23 protein-coding genes are annotated in these 23076 nt (G+C 58.5%); 14 read left to right on the top strand and 9 right to left on the bottom strand.

What is annotated here, in order from left to right; all coding sequences use genetic code 11:
* The first annotated feature begins 19 nt into the window (after nt 1–19).
* From EL26_RS16720 to EL26_RS16680, 8 genes are all read left to right on the top strand, one after another.
* Nucleotides 20–997 carry an AAA family ATPase gene (locus EL26_RS16720; RefSeq protein ID WP_038091500.1) on the top strand — a complete coding sequence of 326 codons (978 nt, stop codon included), beginning with the start codon at nt 20–22 and terminating at the stop codon, nt 995–997.
* On the top strand, nt 994–1875 hold the full coding sequence (locus EL26_RS16715) for a DUF58 domain-containing protein (RefSeq protein ID WP_038091491.1): 882 nt from the start codon (nt 994–996) through the stop codon (nt 1873–1875). The genes EL26_RS16720 and EL26_RS16715 overlap by 4 nt, the downstream gene beginning before the upstream one ends.
* A complete protein-coding gene (locus tag EL26_RS16705; RefSeq protein WP_052036506.1) occupies nt 1872–3725 on the top strand; it encodes a vWA domain-containing protein in 1854 nt (617 codons plus the stop codon). Before EL26_RS16715 ends, EL26_RS16705 begins: the two co-directional genes overlap by 4 nt.
* Nucleotides 3715–6471 carry a vWA domain-containing protein gene (locus EL26_RS16700; RefSeq protein WP_038091485.1) on the top strand — a complete coding sequence of 919 codons (2757 nt, stop codon included), beginning with the start codon at nt 3715–3717 and terminating at the stop codon, nt 6469–6471. Before EL26_RS16705 ends, EL26_RS16700 begins: the two co-directional genes overlap by 11 nt.
* Before the next feature lie 86 nt (nt 6472–6557).
* Nucleotides 6558–7022: an NUDIX hydrolase gene (locus EL26_RS16695; protein ID WP_038091483.1), complete on the top strand. Its 465-nt coding sequence runs from the start codon at nt 6558–6560 to the stop codon at nt 7020–7022.
* A 148-nt stretch (nt 7023–7170) separates the two neighbouring features.
* Entirely contained in the window at nt 7171–7557 is a 387-nt protein-coding gene (locus EL26_RS16690) for a DoxX family protein (protein ID WP_038091480.1), read from the top strand.
* A gap of 141 nt (nt 7558–7698) precedes the next feature.
* The gene (locus tag EL26_RS16685) at nt 7699–7896 is read left to right on the top strand and encodes a hypothetical protein (protein WP_038091478.1); all 198 of its coding nucleotides are present in this window, start codon (nt 7699–7701) and stop codon (nt 7894–7896) included.
* A gap of 129 nt (nt 7897–8025) precedes the next feature.
* On the top strand, nt 8026–8352 hold the full coding sequence (locus tag EL26_RS16680; RefSeq protein WP_038091477.1) for a DUF2500 domain-containing protein: 327 nt from the start codon (nt 8026–8028) through the stop codon (nt 8350–8352).
* Between the two features lie 51 nt (nt 8353–8403).
* Here EL26_RS16680 and EL26_RS26495 read toward each other — a convergent pair whose 3' ends face one another.
* Nucleotides 8404–8526, bottom strand: a complete 123-nt coding sequence (locus EL26_RS26495) for a hypothetical protein (RefSeq protein ID WP_274518892.1) — start codon at nt 8524–8526, stop codon at nt 8404–8406.
* A gap of 74 nt (nt 8527–8600) precedes the next feature.
* On the opposite strand from EL26_RS26495, the gene EL26_RS16675 reads away from it, so the two are divergent.
* The gene (locus EL26_RS16675) at nt 8601–9227 is read left to right on the top strand and encodes a hypothetical protein (protein WP_038091475.1); all 627 of its coding nucleotides are present in this window, start codon (nt 8601–8603) and stop codon (nt 9225–9227) included.
* Between the two features lie 41 nt (nt 9228–9268).
* Here the strand turns inward: EL26_RS16675 and EL26_RS16670 are convergent, their stop codons facing one another.
* A complete protein-coding gene (locus EL26_RS16670) occupies nt 9269–9862 on the bottom strand; it encodes a Uma2 family endonuclease (protein WP_038091473.1) in 594 nt (197 codons plus the stop codon).
* Nucleotides 9863–10128: 266 nt separating this feature from the next.
* Here EL26_RS16670 and EL26_RS24655 point away from each other — a divergent pair, with 266 nt between their 5' ends.
* Entirely contained in the window at nt 10129–10407 is a 279-nt protein-coding gene (locus tag EL26_RS24655; RefSeq protein WP_161780745.1) for a tetratricopeptide repeat protein, read from the top strand.
* Nucleotides 10408–10463: 56 nt separating this feature from the next.
* Here the strand turns inward: EL26_RS24655 and EL26_RS16665 are convergent, their stop codons facing one another.
* A complete protein-coding gene (locus EL26_RS16665; protein ID WP_038091472.1) occupies nt 10464–11207 on the bottom strand; it encodes an alpha/beta hydrolase in 744 nt (247 codons plus the stop codon).
* Between the two features lie 183 nt (nt 11208–11390).
* On the opposite strand from EL26_RS16665, the gene EL26_RS16660 reads away from it, so the two are divergent.
* Both EL26_RS16660 and EL26_RS16655 read left to right on the top strand, forming a co-directional pair.
* Nucleotides 11391–12950 carry a hypothetical protein gene (locus EL26_RS16660; RefSeq protein ID WP_152559299.1) on the top strand — a complete coding sequence of 520 codons (1560 nt, stop codon included), beginning with the start codon at nt 11391–11393 and terminating at the stop codon, nt 12948–12950.
* A 144-nt stretch (nt 12951–13094) separates the two neighbouring features.
* The gene (locus tag EL26_RS16655; RefSeq protein WP_038091461.1) at nt 13095–13913 is read left to right on the top strand and encodes a YheC/YheD family protein; all 819 of its coding nucleotides are present in this window, start codon (nt 13095–13097) and stop codon (nt 13911–13913) included.
* 53 nt (nt 13914–13966) lie between these two features.
* On the opposite strand, the gene EL26_RS24005 is transcribed toward EL26_RS16655, so the two are convergent.
* From EL26_RS24005 to EL26_RS16625, 6 genes are all read right to left on the bottom strand, one after another.
* Nucleotides 13967–15094, bottom strand: a complete 1128-nt coding sequence (locus EL26_RS24005) for a glycosyltransferase family 4 protein (RefSeq protein ID WP_052036504.1) — start codon at nt 15092–15094, stop codon at nt 13967–13969.
* Between the two features lie 114 nt (nt 15095–15208).
* On the bottom strand, nt 15209–16012 hold the full coding sequence (locus EL26_RS16645; protein WP_038091459.1) for an ABC transporter permease: 804 nt from the start codon (nt 16010–16012) through the stop codon (nt 15209–15211).
* Between the two features lie 4 nt (nt 16013–16016).
* A complete protein-coding gene (locus tag EL26_RS16640; RefSeq protein WP_038091456.1) occupies nt 16017–16817 on the bottom strand; it encodes an ABC transporter permease in 801 nt (266 codons plus the stop codon).
* Entirely contained in the window at nt 16792–17820 is a 1029-nt protein-coding gene (locus EL26_RS16635; RefSeq protein WP_038091448.1) for an ABC transporter ATP-binding protein, read from the bottom strand. The genes EL26_RS16640 and EL26_RS16635 overlap by 26 nt, the downstream gene beginning before the upstream one ends.
* Nucleotides 17821–17902: 82 nt before the next feature.
* On the bottom strand, nt 17903–18619 hold the full coding sequence (locus EL26_RS16630; protein WP_038091446.1) for a CvpA family protein: 717 nt from the start codon (nt 18617–18619) through the stop codon (nt 17903–17905).
* Between the two features lie 51 nt (nt 18620–18670).
* Entirely contained in the window at nt 18671–20416 is a 1746-nt protein-coding gene (locus EL26_RS16625) for an Rqc2 family fibronectin-binding protein (protein WP_038091443.1), read from the bottom strand.
* A 467-nt stretch (nt 20417–20883) separates the two neighbouring features.
* Between EL26_RS16625 and EL26_RS16620 the strand changes: the two genes are divergently transcribed.
* Both EL26_RS16620 and EL26_RS24000 read left to right on the top strand, forming a co-directional pair.
* Nucleotides 20884–21285, top strand: a complete 402-nt coding sequence (locus EL26_RS16620) for a DUF192 domain-containing protein (protein ID WP_052036503.1) — start codon at nt 20884–20886, stop codon at nt 21283–21285.
* 47 nt (nt 21286–21332) lie between these two features.
* The gene (locus EL26_RS24000) at nt 21333–22787 is read left to right on the top strand and encodes an aldo/keto reductase (RefSeq protein WP_052036502.1); all 1455 of its coding nucleotides are present in this window, start codon (nt 21333–21335) and stop codon (nt 22785–22787) included.
* Nucleotides 22788–23076 lie beyond the last annotated feature (289 nt).

Below are 23076 nucleotides of genomic sequence, written 5' to 3'. Positions count from 1 at the left end.
CACTCAAGGAGGCCCCCGCATGAGCAACGAACAACTTGCCGCGTACCGCACGCGGATTTCCAAAGTGCGCGAGGAGATCGCTCACCACGTCATCGGGCAGGACGACGTCGTCGAAGGCGTTCTGCTCTGCATCCTCGCCGGAGGGCACGCCCTCCTCGAAGGCGTGCCGGGCTTGGGCAAAACGCTCCTCGTCCGCACGCTTTCCAGCGTCCTCGACCTCCAGTATTCGCGCATCCAATTTACGCCCGACCTCATGCCCGCCGACATCGTCGGCACGGAAATCCTGCGCGAAGAACCGGGTCGCGGGCTGCAATTCGTCTTCCAGCCGGGCCCGATCCACGGCAACCTCGTGCTCGCCGACGAAATCAACCGCGCCACGCCGAAAACGCAATCGGCGCTGCTCGAAGCGATGCAGGAAGCGTCCGTCACCGTCGGCGGCGAGACCCGACGGTTGCCGAGTCCGTTTTTTGTTCTCGCGACGCAGAATCCGTTGGAGCTTGAAGGCACGTACCCGCTCCCGGAAGCACAACTCGACCGGTTTCTGCTGAAACTGCACGTGCCGTTCCCGTCGCGCTCCGAGTTGCTGGAGATCGTCTCATCCACCACGGGCCGCGCACTATCCGACCTCCAAGCGGTGCTCTCCGCAGACGACATCCTCGCCATCCAAGCAACGGTGCGCGAGATGCTGATCACGCCGGAGTTGATCGGCAATGCGGTCGACCTGATCTTGCATTCCCAGCCGGAAAGCGCGCAGGCGAGCGAGGAAGTGCGGCGCTATGTCCGCTACGGAGCCGGCCCGCGTGCCGCTCAAGCGATGGTCAAAGTCGCCAAAGCCCGCGCTTTCCTCCACGGCCGCCTCAACGTCGCGCCGGAAGACCTGCGCGCCGTGGCACTCCCGGCGTTGCGCCACCGCATCGGGTTGAATTTCGAAGCCGCCGCCGACAACTACCGCGTCGAGCACCTGATCGAGCATCTCTTGGGAAGCGTGGGACTATGAGCTCCAACGCGTTGTTGAGCCCGACCCTGCTCGCCCGCTTGGAACGCCTGCGCCTTCAAGCGCGGGAGACGCCGTCCCTGCGCGGCGGCTCCCGTCGCACGCGCCAACTCGGGTCGTCCATCGAATTCGCCGAGTACCGCCCGTACATGCCGGGCGACGACTTGCGCCATCTGGATTGGCGGGCGTATGCGCGGTTGCAGCGGCTTTTTCTGAAACGGTTCATGGACGAGCGGGATGCGCTGTTGTACCTTTGCGTGGACATTTCGCAATCGATGGCGTTCGGCGGCAAACTTCAACTCGCCCGCCAACTTGCGGCGGCGCTCGGCTACCTCGCGCTGGCTGGAGAGGACCGGGTGGAAGCGCTTCTTTTTTCCAAAAAAGTAACGGGGCGCACCCCGCGCTTGAGCGGCAAGGCTTCGGCGTATCGACTTTTTGACTCGTTGCAAAACGTCCACGCACGGGAGACGGGAGAGAAAGGCTCGCTCTCGTGGCTGGTCCAGGGCGGGGTTCCGCGAGAACCGGGGATCGTCGTGCTGCTCTCCGACTTCCTGTTCGCCGACGGGTACGAAGACGCGCTGCGCCGATTGCAGGCCGCACGTCACGCCGTGGTCGTCGTGCAAATCCTCTCCGCCGAGGAACTCAACCCGACGTTCGCGGGCGATCTGCACCTGATCGACTCGGAGACGGGGATCGGACGCGATGTCTCGATCTCGCCGCACGTCGTGCAATCTTACAAGCGTGCTGTTGCCGAGTACACGGCAACCCTGCAAGACCACTGCCGCCGCCGGGGACTGCATTACGTCTTGCTCTCGGCAAACGACAGCGTGGAAGACGCGGTGTTTCGGCGGTTGTTGCCTACGGGGGTGGTGTCGGGATGAAACTGCTCTCGCCGTACATGCTGTTCTGGCTGTTGTCGCTCCCGGCGATCCTCGCTCTGTATCTGCTGAAGCGAACGTACGTCAACCAAACCGTCCCCAGCGTCTTGCTCTGGCAAAAACTGCTCCGCGAGATGGAAGCGAACCGCCCGTGGCAAAAACTCCGTCGCAATTTGCTGCTGCTCTTGCAATTGCTGCTCGCGGCGATGCTTGCGTTCACGCTGGCAAGACCCGCGCTCACCGGAACGGGCGGCCCGAGCGCGGCACACACCATCGCCGTCCTCGACCTCTCGCCGTCGATGGCGGCGCTCGTCGGCGCAAACGGCAAAGAAACCGCGCTTGAGAACGCCAAAACCCAAATCTCCGACCTTCTGAGCCATCTCGCGCCCAGCCAGCGGCTCACGCTGATCTCGATGGGACGGGAAGCGCGGGTGCTGGCGTCGGGCAACGACCCGGCGGATTTGCGGCGGGCGCTCGACGACGCCAAGCAAGAATACAGCAAAGCCGACTACGAAAGCGCCCTCTCGCTCGCGGCGGCGCTTTCCGTTCAAGAGCCCGACAGCGAAGTGCGCATCTACTCCGACGGCAATTGGGATCTCGATTCGAAACTCTATCCGCACTTCGGCAGCGCGCCGCACCTGATCCAACCGCAACCGCACGGAAAAAACCTCGCCGTCCGCCAAGCCGCCGCCATCCGAATCGGCGAGCGCACGGCGCTGGTGGCGACGGTCGAAAATGTCAGCGGGGAAGCGAGCACGGTGGACGTGCAAGTGCAAGGCGCGGACGGCAAAGTTTTGCAAGTCGCAAGCGCCGCGCTGAAGCCGAACGAACAGGCCTCGCTGTCGTGGGACGACCTTGCGCCAAGCGATTTCTACACGGTGAAACTGCTCGGAGACGACGCGCTCGCCGCCGACAACCAACGCGTCGTGTTGCCGGAGGGAACTTCCTCTGCCAAAGCATGGCTGGTCACCGCCGAAAACCAACCCAACGTCTTTCTGGAAAAAGCGCTCGGTCTTGGCGGCCGCCTCACCGTGGAGCGCGGGACCGACCCTGACGCACCGCCGGCGGACGCGGCGCTTTACGTATACGACGGAGTGTTGCCGAAACAGTGGCCCTCCGGCCCGGTCCTGTTGCTCAACCCGCCCGAAGGCTCTCCGCTGTTGAACGTCGGAGCCGCCGTCCAAGCCGGGAACTTGCAAGTGCTGACGCCTGACGCGGCGCTTTTGCAAAACGTCGACCTCAGCAACTTGCACTTGCAAGCGCTCCATCCGCTCACGGGAGCGTCCTGGTTGCAACCGCTCGTTACCAGCGGCGGCACGCCGATGCTGCTCACCGGCGAGCAAAACGGCAGAAGCGCGGCGGTGCTCCCGTTTGACTTGCACCAATCGGATCTCCCGCTGTTGCCCGCGTTCCCGATCCTCGTCAAGCATCTGCAAGACTACCTGTTGCCGACGACGGGAGCGGGACTCGGCACTGTGGAAGTCGGCACGCGCGTCGGACTTCTGCCGCCGATTCGGGAGACGGGCTGGAGCTACACCGACCCGTCGGGAACCGAGTACGACGTGACGCAAGCCCTGATCTCACAAGGGTTCAACCCGACGGAGCCGGGACTCTACCGCTTCCAAAGCAACGACGGCAAGACTTCGCAACTTCTGTCTGCCAGCCTGCCGCCCGGCGAATCGCGCATCCAGCCGACCGCCGTCACCCTGCCCGGCGGCACCGCTTCGGAAAAAAACGACCCGCACGCGACCGCTTCCGCATCTATTCCCGGGTTGGAAATCTGGCGTTGGCTCGCCGCGCTGATCTTGCTGTTGCTGTTTGTTGAATGGGGGGTGTACAAACGTGGGATTTAGCGTCCTGCACCCGTGGGTGCTCCTCGTGTTGCTCCCGGCGGCGTATGCGGTCTATCGCTGGACCCGCGACGAACGCCGCTTGCACGGAGCCCGCAAACGAGCGGTCGCCGTGCTGCGCTCCCTGCTGTTTCTCTTGCTCACCCTCGCCGTCGCGGGAACGGCGTTCTCGGCACCGGTGACGCGGCAAGGCGTCGTTTTTGTGATCGACGAGTCCAAGTCGATCGACTCGCCCAAGGAAGCCGTTTCGTTTTTGCGAAACGCGGTGGAGAGCAAGAAGCCGGATGACGGCTATGCGGTGCTCGGCGTGGGCGAGCGCCCCGCCGTAGAGTACCCGTTCACGGAGCAAGTGCGCTCGAACTTGGAGTTGAGCGGTGTCCCGAACCCGAACTACACGAACCTCGCGTCGGGGTTGCGCCTCGCGGAAGGATTGATTCAGCCGGGATACCGACCGCGCGTCGTCTTGCTGTCGGACGGCGAGCAAAACGCCGGCGACGCGGCGGCTGAAGCGGCGTTTTTGAACCGGCGAGGAGTGCGCGTCGACGTCGCCCCGCTGAAACGGGAAGTCGGCCGCGAAGTCCTCGTCCGCTCCGCTTCGACGCCGTCGATGCTCTACCAAGGCGAAACGTTCTCGCTCAAAACCACGCTGGAGAGCACCGTCGAGACGACCGCCGAACTGCGCGTCTACGAAGACAACCGCCCGATTTCCACGCAGACCGTCTCGTTGCAAAAAGGAGAAAATCAATTCTCGCTCCCGCTCCAAAGCGAGCAACCTGGCTTCCACCGCTACAAAGTGGAAGTGCAATCTCCGGACGACACGATCTCGGCGAACAACACCGCGTACGGATTCGGCGAAGTGGCGGGGCGACCGTCGGTGTTGATCTTGGAAGGCAAGCCGGGCGACGCCAAGTGGCTTTCGTCCGCTTTGCAAGCGTCCGGTCTGCCGTATGTAGTCCGGCCGGGCACGAGCGCTCCGGACACGCTCGAAGACATTCGCCGCTACGCCGCCGTCGTGCTGGCCAACGTCTCCGGCACCGATCTCCCGGAGCGCGTCCAACAGCAGTTGGAGATCGCCGTCCGCGATTTCGGCGTCGGGCTGATGATGACGGGAGGCGACGATTCATTCGGTTTGGGCGGCTACTTCGGCTCGCCGGTGGAAAAAGCCCTGCCCGTCTACATGGACATCCGCAGTCAAAAGGAAATTCCCTCGCTCGGCCTCGTGCTCGTCATCGACCATTCCGGCTCGATGTCGGGGCAGAAGATGGAACTCGCCAAGGAAGCGGCCCGCCGTGCCGCACAGATGCTCACGCCGCAAGATACGCTGGGCGTGCTGGCGTTTGACAGCGCGCCTTTTTGGGTGGTGCAGCCGACGCATGTGGACGACGTGAAGGGCATCCAAGACAAAGTTTCGATGATCCAAGCGTCGGGCGGCACCGAGATCTACCCGGCGCTGGCCTCCGCCCTCGATGCATTGCGCAACGTGCAAGCCAAGCGCAAGCACATCATCTTGCTGACCGACGGACAATCGCCGAACGGAGGTTATGACGCGTTGACGGGGCTGATGAACGACAACCACATCACGATGTCGACCGTCGCCGTGGGCCAAGACGCCGACCAGAATTTGTTGAAGTCGTTGGCGGAGAAGGCAAAGGGGCGTTTTTACTCGACGACCGATTCGCAGAATGTCCCGATGATCTTCTCGAAAGAAACCGCGATGGCGGGCAAGACGTACATCCAAGACCAGCCGTTCACGCCTGCCGTGGGCGATGCGGGAGAACTCGCGCCGCTGTTTGCGCAGGGGTTGCCGTCGATCAACGCGCACGTCGCGACGACGGCGAAGGAAACCGCCAACACCGTGTTGGCAAATCCTGCAGGTGAGCCGTTGCTCGTCCGCTGGCAATACGGCCTCGGTCGGGCGGTGGCGTGGACGTCGGACGCCCGAGGCGTTTGGGCGAACCAGTGGGCGGATTGGGACGGTTCCAGCGCGTTTTGGAACCAACTGCTGACGTGGTTGTTGCCGCAATATCAAGCGGGAGACCTCGATGTGCACACAGGAATTTCAGGCGCTTCGGGGCAGATCGAAGTGCAGATGAAACAGCCGCTCGCCAGCGGTGCTTCGTTGGCCGCTAAAGTGATCGGCCCGGACTTGACGGAGCAAGACGTGCCGTTGACGCTGCAAGCGCCGGGGAAGTATGGAAGTTCCTTCTCCGCCGCATCGCCGGGGACGTACATGGTGACGGTCAACGAGCAAGGGGGCTCGCAGGTGTTGCACAGCCAAACCACGGGCGTTTCCGTCCCGTATTCACCCGAGTACAGCCTGCCGAAGAACGGAACCGACACCCTCCAACGAATCGCCGTAGCGGGGGGAGGAGAAGTCTTGGACGCGCCCGAGGACGTGTTCCGGGACAACCTCCCGCCGAACTGGCAGCGCCGCGACCTCTCGTTGACGCTTATGTGGCTTGCCGCGCTGCTTTGGCCGTTTGACATTGCGTTACGCCGTGTGAGTTTGAACCTGCGTTTGCGCCGACGCAACGTGCAACCGGCAACTGCATCTGAGAAAAAAACAAGCAGCTTGCCGCGAAAGCCCGTGCGCGCCGAAACAACCGCCCCGCCTCCGAAGACGGTGTCCCATTCTGCGCCTGCGCCAACTCCAACCTCTGCGGTGGAAAAACCCGCAGCCGAGCCCGCGCAGCCCGCATCCAACCCGGACACGATCTCCAAACTCCTCGAAAAAAAGCGCAAGAAGTAACGTCAAAAAGCAGTCGCCTGCCTACAGGGGCGACTGCTTTTACTTTTTGGAAAAAAGTGCTACCCTAACACCGAGGTGAACCCACTATGAAAGACTACGTGAAAGAACTCCGCCAACTCGTCGGCAACCGTCCGTTGATCTTGACCGGCTCCTGCGTGTTTCTCCTCGATTCCGAGGGGCGGCTGCTGCTAAACCGCCGCACAGACAACGGCTTCTGGGGCGTGCCGGGCGGGATGATGGAACTGCACGAATCGCTGGAAGAGACCGCCCGCCGCGAATTGCGCGAAGAGTGCGGGATCACCGTCGAGACCTTGCAACTGCTCGACGTGTTCTCCGGCCCGGAATTGTGCTACACCTACCCGAACGGCGACCCAGTCCAAAACGTCACTGCCGCCTACATCGCCCAAGGCTACCAAGGCGACTTGCAGGCGGACAACACCGAAACAAGCGAAGTCCGCTTCTTTGCCCTCGATGATCTCCCGCCCGAAAGCGAAATTGCCCCGCCGATTCGTGTGATCGTACAAGCCTTCCTCAAGCACCAGAACCGATGAATCTCTGAGATTCATCGGTTTTTTCTATGTAAAAAAGGGGCATATTCCCAGCCGAGAAAGGGTTGACAAGACATGCTGACTTAGAATAATATACTTACATAAAGTTAGTGACTAACAAAACATCAACACAGAGGAGAGAATACACACTATGATGAATCTTGGACTTTTGATCGTCCGTCTGGTTATCGGTCTCACGTTTGCAGGACACGGCACGCAAAAACTGTTCGGTTGGTTCGGCGGGTACGGTTTGAAAGGCACGGGCGGCTGGCTGGAATCGATCGGGGTGAAACCGGGCGTGTTCATGGCGTTCCTGGCAGGTCTTGGCGAACTGCTCGGCGGGTTGTTGTTTGCAGCCGGGGTTTGGACACCGGTTGGCGCGGCGTTGATCGTGCTGACGATGCTCGTCGCCATCTTCACCGTGCACGGCAAAAACGGCTACTGGTCGACTTCCAACGGGTTTGAATACAACCTCGCCTTGATTGCCATCGCGGTCGGTGTCGCCCTGATCGGTCCGGGCGCGTGGACGCTGCTCTAAGCAATACTGAAAAGACGAGTCAGACCATCGCGTCTGACTCGTTTTTTTATGGAAATTGAAACTTTTCCAATAATATTATCCACGTCTATAGAGTATCAAGAAGCACGCAAAGGATGGGGAACCCATTATGAGACAAGCCGTTTGGATCGCGGCGGGTTCTTCATCTCGGAGATCAAAACGGGGAATCAAGTAGGAAACTTTGAGCAAGCCGCTCAAGCGTTTGGGCCGGCCGGAAGCAAAGGGGAAGCGACCGTCGAACTTGACCAGTACCTCGTCCAGTACGCGCCGAAGGAAGTCTACGATCACGCTCAACTTCTGCGCGTGATCTCCAAGCCCTGAGCCTGGAGCCCGGAGCGGTCTCTTGAAAACCTAAACACACGTCTCCCACGGAAGGGCTTTTTTCTTGCTCGTTTTGTGGTACGATGATTGTAAGTGTTTGGAAAAGTTGGATACGCAGGAGGGATGGGCATGACGATCCTGTTTGGATTGGTCTTCTTCGTGGTGATCGGGATTTTTGCGTTCGTGATGCTGCGCGGGGTGACGACATGGGCTTCGAACAACGCGTCCCCCGTGTTGACACAGCGGGCGACGGTGATCGGCAAGCGAACGGCTGTCGGCGGCGGGGCGATGAACACGTCGGCGCATACCGATTATTTTTTGACGTTCGAGTTCTCAGACCAAAGCCGCCGGGAATTTTCCGTCGCCGGGCGTGTGTTCGGGCTGTTGACGCAAGGCGACACCGGAGAATTGACCTACCAAGGCACCCGGTTCAAACATTTTACCCGCGAAATCTAAAAAACCCCTCTCGGCCGGAAACCGGGAGGTGGGACGGCGCTTGAATGCCGTTCACAAGCCGCGATGGGATTGGATGTTGATTTTGACGATCACGGGATTGTTGGCGGCGGCGATGCTGGTGTTGTTTCGAATGGAAGCTTCGCAATCGGTGACGGGAGATTTTTGGGTCAACAAAGTCGCGGCGTCCGCCTCTCCGTGTACCGTAGCAAAGACATGTTGGCGAAATGGAGCAAGGAGCAGTGATGCACATGAAGATCCTCGAACAACTTTCCTCCCAACGGGGAGATTCCACTGAAGAGTCCAACCGCATCGCGGCGGCGAAGTGTCTGGAAGACCCGGGCCTGTTGCGTTTTTTGGCGGAAGGGTTGCAAAGCAAGGACAAGTCGCTCGTCGGCGACGCCGCCGAAGTGTTCACGATGGTGGCAAAGAGCCATCCGGAGCACGTCGCGTCTTACGCGGAAGCTCTGCTGCCGTTGCTTCGGCATCAAGCGACCCGCGCGCGCTGGGAAGCGATGCACGCGTTGGCGCTGACGGCGCATCTGGTGCCGGACGTGGTGGAGCGCGATCTGTTGCCGATGTTGCCCGCGCTGTTGGAGCAGGAAAAAAGCACCATCGTCCGCGACTACGGCGTCGAACTGTTGGGACAGTACGCGAAAACGGGGGAGCGGGCCGCGCTGCAAGCGTATCCCTTGCTCACCCAAGCCCTTTCCACCAAGCAAAAAAGCCGCGCCCTCGCCGGTCTGCTGTGTGTCTTCACGCAAGCCCCGAGCCTTGGAGCCGACTTGCATACGCTTGCTCTCGCCCACCTCGAAGACCCCAAACCCGTTGTCAAAAAAGCGGCGAAGGCGCTTCAAAAAGCCACTCAACCCAACTAATAAAAGCGACCCGTCGCCGTTTGGCAGGGGTCGCTTTTATCTTAGAAGTGAAACACATCACTCAGCACAATCTCTAAATCCTCAAACAGCCTGACGCGAATGACGTCTTGATCGGCTGCCGTATACGTTCGGATCTCGGGGAATCGATCTTCGAGAAATACATAGGTGTCGATGAAGCCGCGGTCGGGGTCAACGATCCAGTATTCTTTGACTTTTGCCAGGCGGTAGAGGTGCATCTTCTCGACTTTATCCCGCTTGAGTGTTGCAGGGGAGAGGGCTTCGATCACGAGGTCGGGGCTTCCGTTGCATCCCCGGTGGTCGATTTTGTTTTTATCACAGACGACAAACACATCCGGCTGGACGACATCAAACACCTCGTCGTCGTTTTTCCCTTCTGCAAACAACCTCACATCAAACGGAGCAGAGAAGACCTCGCAGGACTTGCCCTTTAAATACGAGTGAAACAGCGTCATCAATTCCCGAACAACACGCTGATGCTGGGGCGACGGGGTCGGTGTCATGTTGTACAGGACCCCGTTGATCAGTTCCGCAGGTTCGGTTGCTTCCGGGCGTTCCAGGTACTCCGCATAACTTACCTGTCGATGACTTGAAAGATCGTGCTCACGTTTGACCATATAGAGCCCCCTTGTGAGAGATAAAGTAACACGATTATACCGAAAATGGCACCGCAAAACATTTCGTTAAACTGGGATACCTGGAACGTACTACTTGAAGTAATAATATGATAATCAAATCTTATGGTAATTCATAATTTAAAGAAAAGGTGGATGGTTTGTATACAGAGATCAATGATGGAATATGAGATAGTACTTAAAAGCAAAATGAAAAAGCACTTGGGGACGTTTATTGTGCATTAGGAAATTCAGTGTCGGGAAAGCGTGTGTTAGAGGAATTAATAGAAATATACGAAAAAATAAATGGAGATAGCATACCTGAGTTTCCCTCTGCTTTATCAAACTTAGGTGTTGTACATGCTAACTTAGGAAACTTCACAGATGCTAAAAGGTATCTAGATAGGGCATTGAATGTGTCAATAAAAACCCTCGGTGAGTCACATTCAAGCACTATGTTAATTAGGGAAAATATTTCAAACTTGGAATGGATGATTCTTCAAAAAACACTTCACTACCCTATTGAAAGGGAAAATGAAAAAGAGTAAAAAAGCGACCCGCCGTCGCTCGGCAGGGGCCGCTTTTTCTGAATTTTTGTAACGCTTTAAAAAGCGGTGTGTCTAACGAAATGATCCAACGCCCGCGGCAGGTCTTCTTGCCAGAAGCCCCAGGTATGGTCGCGGTCGTATTCGGCGTAGTCGACGTCGACGCCTTGCGCTTGCAAGAGGTCGCGCATGCGGCGGTTGAGGTCGAGAATGTTGATCACGCGGCCGTTGCTGCTCTGGAAGTGTTCTTCCTGAAGCCCGACCACTTGATACACCGGCACCGTCGCCAAGTCGCGGCGGCCTTCGACTTCGCGGAACGTTTGGTCTTTGAACGCACCGGATTGCAACGCCAAGTAGTGGAACTTCTTGGGATATTGCAACACCGTGTGCAACGCCGCCGTCGCGCCGAGCGATGAGCCCATGATCCCACGCGCCGGGCCCATCGGGAACGCCGCAAACCGCTCTTCGATCGCCGGCACCAGTTCATCGGCGAAGAAACGCACATACGCTTCATGCCGAGCCCCCTCCGGATGGTACTCGTCGGTGCGCAGCGACTTGTCCACCGGCACGAACACGACGAGGAAACGACCGGCCAGACGGTCTTGGAACCGCTCGTTCAACAAGCTGATCATCCGTCCCATCATCATGTAGTCCGAGCCGTCGTTGATATAGAGTACCGGGTACTTATACAGCGGCGAGTAGTTATGCGGCAGGTAGACGTTGACTTCGCGCTCCTCACCCAAAAACTGACTCGAAATCGTGACGCGCTCCACCGTACCGGTCAGTTGTTCCGTAGATGACATGCACATTCCTCCTCGTTCTAGTTCCTCCATTATACCAAACCCGCCGCCGTTGAAGTATGGCTTTGCCACTTTTCAAAAGTACAACTATGTAGTAATCTGGAAAAATGTGAGGGGGATCTACGGATGAAGAAATTTTTGCGAATACTTCCTTTTTTCTTAGTTTTTGTGGTGGTCTATGCCTTGATGACGTATTGGCAAACCACCGCCCAAGTCAAACCGTTTCTTGACCCGTTCGGCCGCTCCGCCAAAGTCGGCACGATGACGCCGAACCGCCCGGTCGAACTGATCGGCGAGAACAAGTACGCCTATCTGAAAGACCAAAATCTCGTGCTCGCCACGCTTGACCCCGCCACCGAAACGGTCAAGGAAGAGCAGCGCCCGATTCCGAACCAAGACATGTTCGCCTACACCAACTACAAGCTTCTCGGCGACGACCTGTTCTGGGTCGGCAAAGGGCAGACGCTGAAATGGGCGAAGTGGCAAGGCTCCGCGTGGAGCCAACCTCAAGAGGTCGCACAGAAAGTCACCGCGTTGCAACTGCAGGAAGCCGGCGGCAAGAAACTGCTCTGGGTCGGCGTGGCAGGAAACCTGAACGCCTACGAGATCGGCTCAGACCAATTGACCTTGATCAAAAACTTCCCGCACACGAACGTGGAAACTCTGACCGCCGCCCTGGACGACCAAGGGGTGGATCACATCGGCGTCGTCGACAACATCAACGGCGGCCTGTACAAATTGACGTACTCGACGCTCGACACCAAGACGTGGCAAGGCAGCGCTCCCGTGCCCGTCAGCGAACTGTCGCTGAACACCGACTCCAGCGTGGATGCCGGATCGTTCGGCGTGGACGGGCAGAACGGCTACTTCTTGGTCACGTATAAAATCGGCAAGCTCGGCATCAAGACGCTCAACCTCTATTCGTTCCCGCTCGGCAGCCCGGAAAACGTGCAACACACCACCATCGTCCCGCACACGTTCATGGGGGACGAAGCGAAGTTCGTCTATGACGGCGTGATCATGCCAGGCAGAGAGCAGGACGGTTTGAAGTTCGGCTTCGTCGCGAGCACCGCAGACTCGCCGCGTTTTGAAGGCAACGAACTGTACATCGGCACGCTGCAAAACGGCCAGTGGAAGGGCGACGCCGCCCGCCTCACCAACATTCACAAAATCGCCCTCAACCCCGTCCTGCAGAAAAAAGGCTCGGCGATCTCCGTGTTCTTCACCGAAGAGACGACGTTCTCGACGTTTGACATCTATTCGACCACCAACAACCCGACGTACGCCGAAGCGTCGAACAAACTGACCGCCGACGATTTCAAGATGTCGGCGATGCAAGTTCCGGTCTACCTCGGCTCGGCGATCATCCAGTTCTTCATCGCGCTGGCTTGGCCGTGCGCGTCGTACATCTACTTGATGTATTTCGTGCTCCGCCGCGAGGACGCCTTGTACGACAGCGCGTCCCGCCATTTCTGGGTGGCGGTCGTCCTCTACCTGATTTCGCAGATCTCCCTGTTCCTCGCGTACGGCAACTTGAACAACTGGCGCATCTACGCGCCGGAGTGGTTGCATACGAACTTCGCCATCGCGCTGTTGTTCATCGCCTTCGCGCTGCTCTGCAGCCTGATCACGTGGATCATCCGCAAGACGTTCTACGAGCGCAACGCCATCGTGGAATTCAGCTACTTCACGATGCTCAACCTCTGGCTGACGCTGCTTGGCGTCGCGTATTGGATGACGTACTAAGAATCTTATCTTACAAGCAACTCGGCACCGGCGGCCGGGTTGCTTTTTTATGTTAGACCGTTGTACGTTGCACAGGGATGACCGCCTCCATACACTGAGGGTGAAAAAAACATCCTGCATACGGAGAGAGAGGCGACCGCCCCCATGAGCAAACCGTTGTTGCCAGGCAGCAAGTGGGTCAAACACCGTATCGTCGCCCAATCGCGCGACCTGGAAAGCTCTCTGCCCGATACGGCGCTGTATTCGTATGATCGGCTGAGACAGTATCTCCATCGCTACCAGACGGTCTTCGTCAAGCCGACGATCGGCGGCGGCGGGGTGAATATTTTTTGCATCCGGAAGTTGGCGGAAGGCGGGTATCTGGTCATGATGCAACGCCGTCGGTTGCAAACGTCCTCGCTGCAACGCGTGCATGAGTGGATTTCCCGCTTTGCGCGCTTGCGGGGCCGCGTCTTTTTGATCCAGCGCGGGATCGACCTCGCGTTTTGGCGCGGCCGGCCGGTCGACTTGCGCACGATCGTCCAGAAAAACGAGCGCGGCGAGTGGGAAGTCACCGGAATGTTCTCGAAGATTGCGGGCAAGGACCTCGCCGTCACCAACGTCAGCGCGGGCGGCACCGCGCACTCGGTCGAAGAATACCTGTCTGCTCTCGGGTACAAGCACGAAACGGTGACGACGCTGGTGCGCCGCTTGCGCACGCTCTCGTTGGGAGTCGCCCGGCAGTGCGGGCGGCGGTACGCCAACGCCCTGTACGGACTGGACATCGGGTTGGACCGCAACGGCAAACTCTGGTTGATCGAAGTGAACACGACGCCGCACCTCTCGATCTTCCAACGGTTGCGGATGCCGAAGAGCTTTCAGCGGGCGAAGAAGCTGTGGGAGCACCATCGGGGCACGAACCTGCGGGCGGAGCAATGGAAGCGGAAACGGTTGCGGCGGGAGCAGCGCACCTCCCCGACTTAGGGAAAAGGAAAAAGAGGCTTGGTTCGCAATCGGCGCGAATCAAGCCTTTTTTCTTAGAGTCTGCGGTACAACACTTCGAACTTGCGGGCCGCCCTGGCCCACGAGAATCGGCGCGCGGCCCAGAGGCGTGCGCTTTTGCCGAGAGCCTCGAGACGGGCGGGGTTGTCGAGCAGGGAGTTGATCGCGGCGGCAAACGCGACCGGGGACTTGTAGTTTGTGACGAGTTTGCCGCTGATGCCGTCCGCGACCGCTTCGCGAATTCCCCACGCACCGCTGGCCACGACCGGCAAACCGCTGGCGGCCGCTTCGGTGTTGACGAGGCCGAACGATTCGGGCGCCTGCGACGGGCAGACAAACAGGTCGGCGGCGCAGTAGTACGCGGGCAGGCGGTTTTGGGGGATGAAGCCGAGAAAGCGCACGGGCAGCGCTTTGGATTTCTCCCGCACCGCGCTGTGAAACGGGGAGGAGCTGTGCGGGCGTCCGCCGATGATCCAGAGTTCCGTGTTGCGGTGTTTTTTTCGAACTTGGCGGAAGGCGTCGAGCAGAACGGTGATGCCCTTGCGCTCGATGAAGCGTCCGACAAACAGCAAGACGCGGCGGTCGGACGGGACGCCGAGGCGCTTGCGGGTGGCTTTGCGCAGGGCTTGGCCTGCCGCGGAATGCCTCGAAGGGAAGCGGCGCACGTCAAGACCTGGGGGGATGACGTGAATTTTCTGCGCCGGAAGCATCGGGTAGCGCTTGACGAGAAAGCGTTTCAAATACTGGCTGTTCACCACCAATGCGTCGAGATTGCGCAAGCTTTTTTGCACGGCCGGAAGCGGGGTGGACGAGATGAGAACATTGGAGTGCAGGTTGAGGACGATGGGCGTGTTGGGGAAAGCTGCGCGAAGGACGGGGACGAAGTTGAGGCGGTTTTCCACGTGCAAGATGTCGGGGGCGGCGTTGCGGGCTTTCAGATCGCGGATCGTCTGGCGTGCGTAGGGCAGACCTCCTTGGGTGATCAAGCGGCGGACGGTCAGTTTGCCGGTCTGTCGGGAGATGTTCTGGTTGGATTTGGCGTAGAGGGTGACGAAGTGACGGTGGGAGAGGTGTGTTGCGATCTCCTTGGAGTAGATTTCCACAGAGGTGCAGGGGGCGGGGGGCAGAGGGACAGAACCGGGAGACAGATAGCAGATGTGCATAGAATCGGCTCCTCGCAGAATGGATCTAGTACCACTCTATGGGGGGAGCCGCACATTTGCTATCCGCTCCGTGTCTGTTTTTTGACAAGCTGTTGGAAAAAGGTCAGGCGGAGATTACGAACCGGAACTCTGGTAGCGTTTGATGCCGTAGTTCCACATCGAGATGGCGAGGAACAGCAAAATCAACGCCACGACCGGCGCATACCACGTCAAGAAGCCCCACGGCACGACGTCTTGCTTGCCGAGGAACACAAGCGACGGGTAGTAGTTCATGAAGGCAAACGGCAAGAGGATCGTGACGATGTTGCGCAACAGTTTGCCGAACATGTCCACCGGGTATTGCTGCACGACGCCCCAAGAGAACAGCGACGCCGAGTTGACCAGCGCCCGGGAGCGGGTCGTCAAGAACGACGTGGAGACGAGCAAGAGCGTGATCGCCATCTCTACGACGGCGCTGGAGAGCGCGATGACGATGAGCCAGCCGAACATCCACCACGGCCAGTTCAGCCCGAGGTTGTGGTACGCCAAGACCAGCATGAAGACGGAGAGCAGCACGTCGCCGACGCCGAGGTAATGCACTTCACGGCCCAGAAACTGCACCAGCGGGTTGGCGGGGCGGGTCAAGATCTGGTCGAACGTGCCCTCGACGATAAACTGCTCCAGCATGTTGATGTGGCGGAAGAACACGGCGCGGATGCCGTGGCCGAGCAGCCACATGTTGTAGAGAAAGACAATTTCCCAAAACGTCCAGCCGTGCAAATTCTGAAAGCGGCTGAGCAACACCCACGACGTCGCCAAAGTCCCGGCGTTGAGGATGAACACGCCGATGATGCCCATCACGAAGTCGGCGCGGTATTCCAGCCGCGTCAGCACGGCGGCGCGGATCATCGTCAAATAGATCGTCATGTTTTCTCGCATAGAATCAACCTCCTTGCACGATCAAGCTGTTGTGGATGCGGCCCCAAATCAAGCGGGCGACCACGAACAACCCGATCATCCAGGCGGTTTGGGTCAACAGCGCCGTCCACATCGAGGAAGAGGTGAGCACGCCGTTGTAGATCGCCAGCGGCGTGTAGAACACCGACTTAAACGGCAGGAAGTTCAACACCGGCTGCAACACGTCCGGGTACATCCAAAGCGGCACGATCTGCCCGGAAGCGAAGCGAACCAGCGCAAAGTACGTGAAGGAAAATCCCATGAGATCGAGCGTCTTGAACGAAATCAGGCCGAACATGAAGTTGCAGAAGAACAGAATCACCCACGCCTGCGCCAGCGCGACCACAAACCCGAAGATGCGCAGCGGCGAAGTCGGAATCACCATGTCAAACAGCAGGTAGGAAATCGCCAGCGGCGGCACGAGCAAGAACACCAAGCGGGTGATCATCGACCCGAAGTCGCGCGCCATCATGTGCACAATGAAATCGACCGGTTTCATCAGGTCGGTCGTGATCTGCCCCATCCGCACTTGCTGCTGGATGTAGGTGTGCACGCCCTCGCCGGTGTTGAGAATCGAGCCGATCAGCATGCCGAGCACGGCGTACGTGATCATCTGCGGCAGCGACACGCCGCCAAACGATTGCGGGGTCTGCTCGAACAACACGTTCCAGAGCTTGTAGACCACGTAAATCTGCAACATGACCCCGGCGATCTCCAACCAGAAGTTCAGCCGGTACGCCGACTGTTGGTAGAAGCTCTGCCTACTGAAGATCCAGAACAGGGACATGTTCATCCTCCCTCTTGCGACCGGAGTGGCTGCCTTCGTAAATTTCGCGGACGATCGATTCGATTTCCGGCTCTTCCACCGTCAAGTCGCGAATCGTGTGATGCTCCGCCACGCGCATCATGATGTCGGACGCCGAGAACTGGTCGCGGTTGAACGCCAGCCACACGCGCGTGCCTTCTTCGCGCAAGATGCGGGTGCCCGGCAAGTTCAAGCGGTACGGCGCGTCGTCGAGCTCGATGACGAGCGTGCGCTCGTTGCCGAACTTCGATTTCAGCGCGTCAATCGAGCCGTCGTAGAGGATGTTGCCGTCGTCGATGATCGCCATGCGGTGGCAGAGTTTCTCGATGTCCTGCATGTCGTGCGTCGTCAGCAGCACGGTGACGCCGCGGGTGCGGTTGATTTCCTTGATGAACGTGCGCAGGCGTTCCTTCGCCAGCACGTCGACGCCGATCGTCGGCTCGTCGAGGAAGAGGATCTTCGGATCGTGAAGCAACGCGGCGGCAAGGTCGGCGCGCATCCGCTGCCCGAGCGACAGTTGGCGCACCGGCGTGTTTTCAAACTGGTCGAGTTCGAGCAGTTCGCGGAACTGGTTGAGGTTTTTGGTGTAGAGTTCGTCGGGAATCTTGTAGATCGTCTTCAAGACGCGGAAGCTCTCGATGACGGGGATGTCCCACCAGAGCTGCGTTTTCTGCCCGAACACGACCCCGATGTTCTGGGTGTGTGCGCGGCGGTCTTTCCACGGGGTGAGACCCGCAATTTTCACATCCCCCGAGGTCGGGACGAGGATGCCGGTCAGCATCTTGATCGACGTGGACTTGCCGGCCCCGTTCGGGCCGATGTAGCCGAGCAATTCGCCCTCTTCCACTTTGAAGGAAATGTCGTCCACCGCGACGTGCGTGTGGGTGTCGGTATTCCAGAGATTGCGGATTCCAGAGAGGAAGCCGGTCTTGGGAATGATCCGTTTAAATTCTTTGCGCAAATGATTGACTTCGATGAGTGCCATTCCTGTTATCGCCTCCCAAAGTAGGATCATACCACAAAAAGAGACTCCCGAACTGTGATGGGAGTCTCGAACAGCAACCGCCTCACAAGGGCGGGGCAATTCCCGGCGATTGCAAAGCGGGGGGAAGCAGACCCTTGGCGCCCAACCCTTGAAGCAACGTGTGCGCGAGGTTGTTGAGGGAGGGCAGGAGCTGCGAATCGTGAATCGCCGTCTTCACCGCGGGAGGCAAATTCGGCAGGTCGTTGAGCGTCGTGAGAAACAGCCCGAGAAACGACAACTCCAAGAGCGTCAACACGACGCCGAGCGCCAACCCGCCGATCCGGTCGAGCACCCAAGGAAAGACGGCATGGAGCACGCGCACCAGCGGCGAGAGGACGAGGCGAATCACCCAATAAAACAGCGTCGTCAAAATCAAAAGTCCGATCATCGCCGAAATCCAGTGCATGTAGGTCATCGAGAGGGCGTTGAGCAACGTGTTGTGCTTGAGGTTCTCTAAGATTTCCGCTTGGTAAAACAGCGGGATGTTGGCTTGATCCAGCAAGGGTTTGGCTTGCTCGGCGGAGATGTGCGCCGTCTGCAAGGGTTCCGGAATTTGCTTGGCAAGCTCGGCGCGGACGACTTTGTCCAGCCCCAACCACTGTGATATCCGCAAGCCCACCGGCTCGGCGAACCGGGCGGCGACGGCGGCGGCGACCAGATAGGAAAACAGCCGGGCGATGCCGTTGATAAAGCCGGACAGAAAGCCGGTCACCAACCCCGTCAGCACCAGCAGCAAAAACAAAATATCGAGCAGCGACATCCCGTCACTCTCCTCTTCAAATGTTACAGGATACTCCCGAAACCGTGCCGTTTAATCACGTTCCGCGCTCAAACGCTCCGTGATGCGCGGATCGGGCGTGACGTAGAGGGTCTTCTGGTTGTCGTAGAGCACGAAGCCGGGCTTGGAGCCGTTCGGTTTCCAGATGTGTTTGACCAGCGTGTAGTCGACGGGGACTTGGCTGGACTCGCGGCCTTTGGAGAAGTAGGCGGCGAGTTGCGCCGCTTCCAGCAGCGTGCTCTCCGGAATTTCCCGCGCCCGGATGACGACGTGCGAGCCCGGAATGTCCTTGGTGTGCAGCCACGTGTCGCTGTTGGCGGCGTGCTTCATGGTGAGGAATTCGTTTTGCTTGTTGTTCTTGCCCAAGAGAATTTCGATCCCGTCGGAAGAGACGTAGCGCTCCGGTTTGATCGGGGCCGTTTTTTCCTTCGGCGGTTTCTTGCCTTTGGGCAGCGGTTTGCGCTTGATCTTGATGTATCCTTCGCCCGCCAGTTCGTCGCGGATCTCTTCGATGTCGCTCCAAGACGCCGTCGTCAACTGCTGGAGCAAGTTCTCCAGATAGTGGATCTCCGCTTCCGTCTCTCCAATCTGCTCCTGCAAGATCGGGATCGACTTCTTGACTTTGTTGTACTTCTTGAAGTTGCTTTGCGCGTTCTCATTGGCGCTGAACGCCGGGTCGAGCGGAACGGTGATCTCGCCCATATTCTCGTCGTAGAAGTTCTGAACGGTGACTTCGCTCATCCCGCGCTCGATCTGGTATTGGTACGCGGTGATCAATTCGCCGTAGATGCGGTAGATTTCCGCTTGGTCCGCTTCCTCGATCTGTTGCTTAAACTTCGCCAGTTTCCCGATGTTGCGTTCCAATTCGTTGGTGAGGAGCCGTTCGAGGTCGTGGGACTTTTGACGCAGGGTGTCGCGCCACGATTTCTCAGCGTAAAACTGGTGGATCGCTTCCGACATCGAATCATACGATTTCTTCTCGCCGTCCAGATGCGTCAAGTCAAAGCTTGAGAACGCGACAGGGCGTTCGTCTTGGTAGACGATCGTCGGCTGGTAGCGATGGTTGCGCGCATCCTCGATCAAATTCGCAAACGCCTGCCATTCCGCGTCGAGGTTGCCCGTCGTTTGCACGCGTGCGGAAATCTCGCGGGAAAGCAGAGGCGAGAGGCCGGTGAAGGAATTCAGCAGGAATTTGTCGTACGCAAGACTTTCCGCCGCCGTGCGCAGCGCTTCAAACTCGCCAAACGAGATGTCAAACGGGTTGGACTTCTCCTGTTCCGGCGGCGCGATGTACGAACGTCCCGGCAACACTTCGCGATGGCGGGACGTGCCGAAATTGACGTGCACGAGCGAGTCGAGGATGCGGTTTTCCTTAGGATCGAGCAAGATGACGTTGGAATGCCGCCCCATGATCTCGACCACCAGCACGCGCTCCGTCAAATCGCCCAGTTCGTCGCGGTTCTCCACGGCGATGTGCAAGATGCGTTCGTTGCCGACTTGCTCGATACGGGTGATCCGCCCGCCCTCGCAATGTTTGCGCAGCAGCATGCAAAACATCGGCGGTTCGGCCGGGTTGACGCCCTTGTAGTCATCTGTCAGTTGTACGCGCGGGTAAGACGCGTGCGCCGTCAACAGCAGTTTGTGGTTCTGGCCAAAGCCCCGGACGTGCAGGAGCAAATCGCGCTCCACCGGCTGGTAGATTTTATCCACCCGCCCGCCGGCGAGCTTGGTGTGCAGTTCGTGCGTCACAGCGCGAAGCACAAGACCGTCATAAGCCATCGTTAGTCACCTCTCTAAATGGAAAAAAAGGCACTGACTCCCAAGGGGGAGAGTGCCAATTTTCCTATCCATACAGCACGGTTTGTGCCTGGGAGTTATCAGAAAACTAATTCGAAAGTCTAACCCAGAAAAGGCACTCCGACCTATTCCGAGGGAATTCGACAACGTTGTATAGTGAAGACAAGACAATCATTCAAGTTTCGGTTGAAATAGGATTGAACAATCAAAAAGGTTAAAACTCTAACAGCGATGTCAATCAACCAACCTGCGACAGCTAGAAATTATGGCGAACATTGTCATTATACTCTGGCGTCAAACGGAAATCAAGGTTCACCAAGGGCCGCCGATACGGGAAAAGACTTGGAGAAGCACAGCGGCTTCGACGTGATGATCGCGTTTGGATGTTTAGGAAGAAGCAGGAGTCTAGAGAAGTGATGGAGGTACGAGACCGAGAGGAGGAGTTTGGGATGCTGGAAGTGTGGAACCAAAGTTTGGGCGTGCGGTTGGCATGGGAAGTGGAGATGGCGGCGTCGTTTTGGAGGCGGTTGCGCGGGTGGATAGGACGGCGAAACATGCCGATCGGGGCGGCGTTGGTGATCCAGTCCTGCAACGGGATTCATACGTTTTTTATGAAGGAAGAGATCGACGTGGCGTTTCTCGATGCCGAGCAGCGCATCGTGCATTTGTTGCACCGTGTCAAACCGAACTATCTCGCGCCGTTTGTGCGCGGTGCGACGCATGTGATCGAGTTTCCCGCCGGCACGCTGTCGGCGAGCGGGACGCAGGTGCGGGACCGGTTGGTGTTGGAGACGGAGCGATCCGGCGAGTCGTACATGGAGTGGCTGTACAACCAAGAGAGGGGTGCCTGACAGGGGGCGCTCCTTTTTTTTGGTATACTGGGGGGGAGGTGAAGGAAATGTTTCTACCATATAATGCACTCGGCAAGACGGATTTGAACGTCAGTCCCGCCGGGTTTGGTTGTTATCGAGTGGATGTGTCGGTGCCAGAGCACCGTGAAGCGTTGCGTCAAGCGCTTCTTGGCGGCGTGAACTTGATCGACACCAGCGCCAACTATTCGGACGGGAGATCGGAAGAATTGGTGGGTCAAGTGCTGGCGGAGATGACCGCGGCAGGGGAAATGAGCCGTGGGCAAGTGGTGGTGATTTCCAAAGCGGGGTATCTGCAAGGGCACAACTACCGCTTGAGTCAGCAACGCAAGCGGGAAGGGATGCCGTTTCTCGATTTGGTGTTGTACGGGGAGGGACTGGAGCATTGCATCCACCCGGAGTTTTTGGAAGATCAGCTGACGGCGAGTTTGGAGCGGTTGCAGATGTCGTCGTTGGATGTGTATCTGCTGCACAATCCGGAATATTATCTGGGTTGGGCGCAAAAAGCGTCCCTGCCGCTGGACGAGGCGCGGCAGGAATATGAGCGGCGGATCTTGCTTGCATTCAAGCATTTGGAGAAGGAAGTGGAGCGCGGGCGGATTCGCTGGTACGGGATCTCCTCGAATACTTTTCCTGCGCCTGCCGGGGAGTATCAGTTTACGTCGCTGGAGCGGGTGTGGGAGTTGGCGGAGTCGATCGCGCCTGACCATCACTTCCGGGTGATCCAGATGCCGATGAACTTGCTGGAGCGCGGCGGCGTTTTGGAGAAAAACCAATCCGGCAAGCAGAGCGCACTGGAGTTTGCGCTGGAAAAAGGGCTCGGTGTGTTGATCAACCGACCGTTGAACGCGTTCGCCGGGAACTCGTTGGTGCGGTTGGCGGACGTTGCGAAGCCGGATGAAGCGGTTGTGGACTCTGTGCCGAAGTTGATAGACGAATTGACGACATGGGAAGAGACGTTTCGCCGGGAGTTTTTGTCGAGGGTCGAAGGCGGGGCGGATCTGCGGGAGAGTTTGGCGGATCGGTTGACGGCGGGGGCGCTTTTGCAAGAGCACGGGCGGAAGTTTGCGTCGCTTGATCATTGGCAGGACGTGTTGCAGCGTTTTTTGGTGCCGACGGTGCAGGGCGGGGTGCAGTCGTTGCTGGAGGCGCCGAACCTGAAGCCGGAGGTCGGGGCTTGGTTGGAAGGATATGTGAGCCGCGTGAACGAGACGTTTTTGGCGGTGACGGAGCTGTATCGGCAGCGGGCTTCGGACGTGGCGGAAGAGTTGAAGCTTCGTGTGAAGATAGCGGACGCTCAGTGGGGAGAGGCGGAAACCCTCAGCGGCATGGCCTTGCGGGCGTTGCGCTCCACGGCGGGCGTGTCTTCGGTGTTGGTGGGGATGCGGCGGGAGGAATATGTACAGGAGGTGCTGAGGGAGTTGAACGTGTCGGTGGAAGTGAAGGAAAGGGTGGAAAGTTGGGAGAGGTTAGGAGGAAAGTGATGCTTGCGAGGTAGAGAGTGAGGCTGCAGCGACCCCTTGTCAGAGCGCAGCGGGGCCGTTGCAGCGTGCACTGCTTTTTAGGGAATCAGAGACAAGAATAGAAGTGAAACGGGGAATTAAATGGCTTTCGGATCGACAACAGACATCCTGACCAAAGCCAAGATATCATCCCGCTGCTGCACCGCCAAAATCCGCAGCGACTCTTCCATCAGATCCAAACGAGCCTCCACGTGACTCAAACGCTCGTCCATGTGATCCAAGCGAGCCTCCACGTGACTCAAACGCTCGT

The organism is Tumebacillus flagellatus (genome assembly GCF_000714935.1).
Taxonomy (GTDB): Bacteria; Bacillota; Bacilli; order Tumebacillales; family Tumebacillaceae; genus Tumebacillus; species Tumebacillus flagellatus.
Note: the sequence above shows the minus strand (reverse complement) of the source record. Positions and strands in the feature narration are given on the sequence as shown.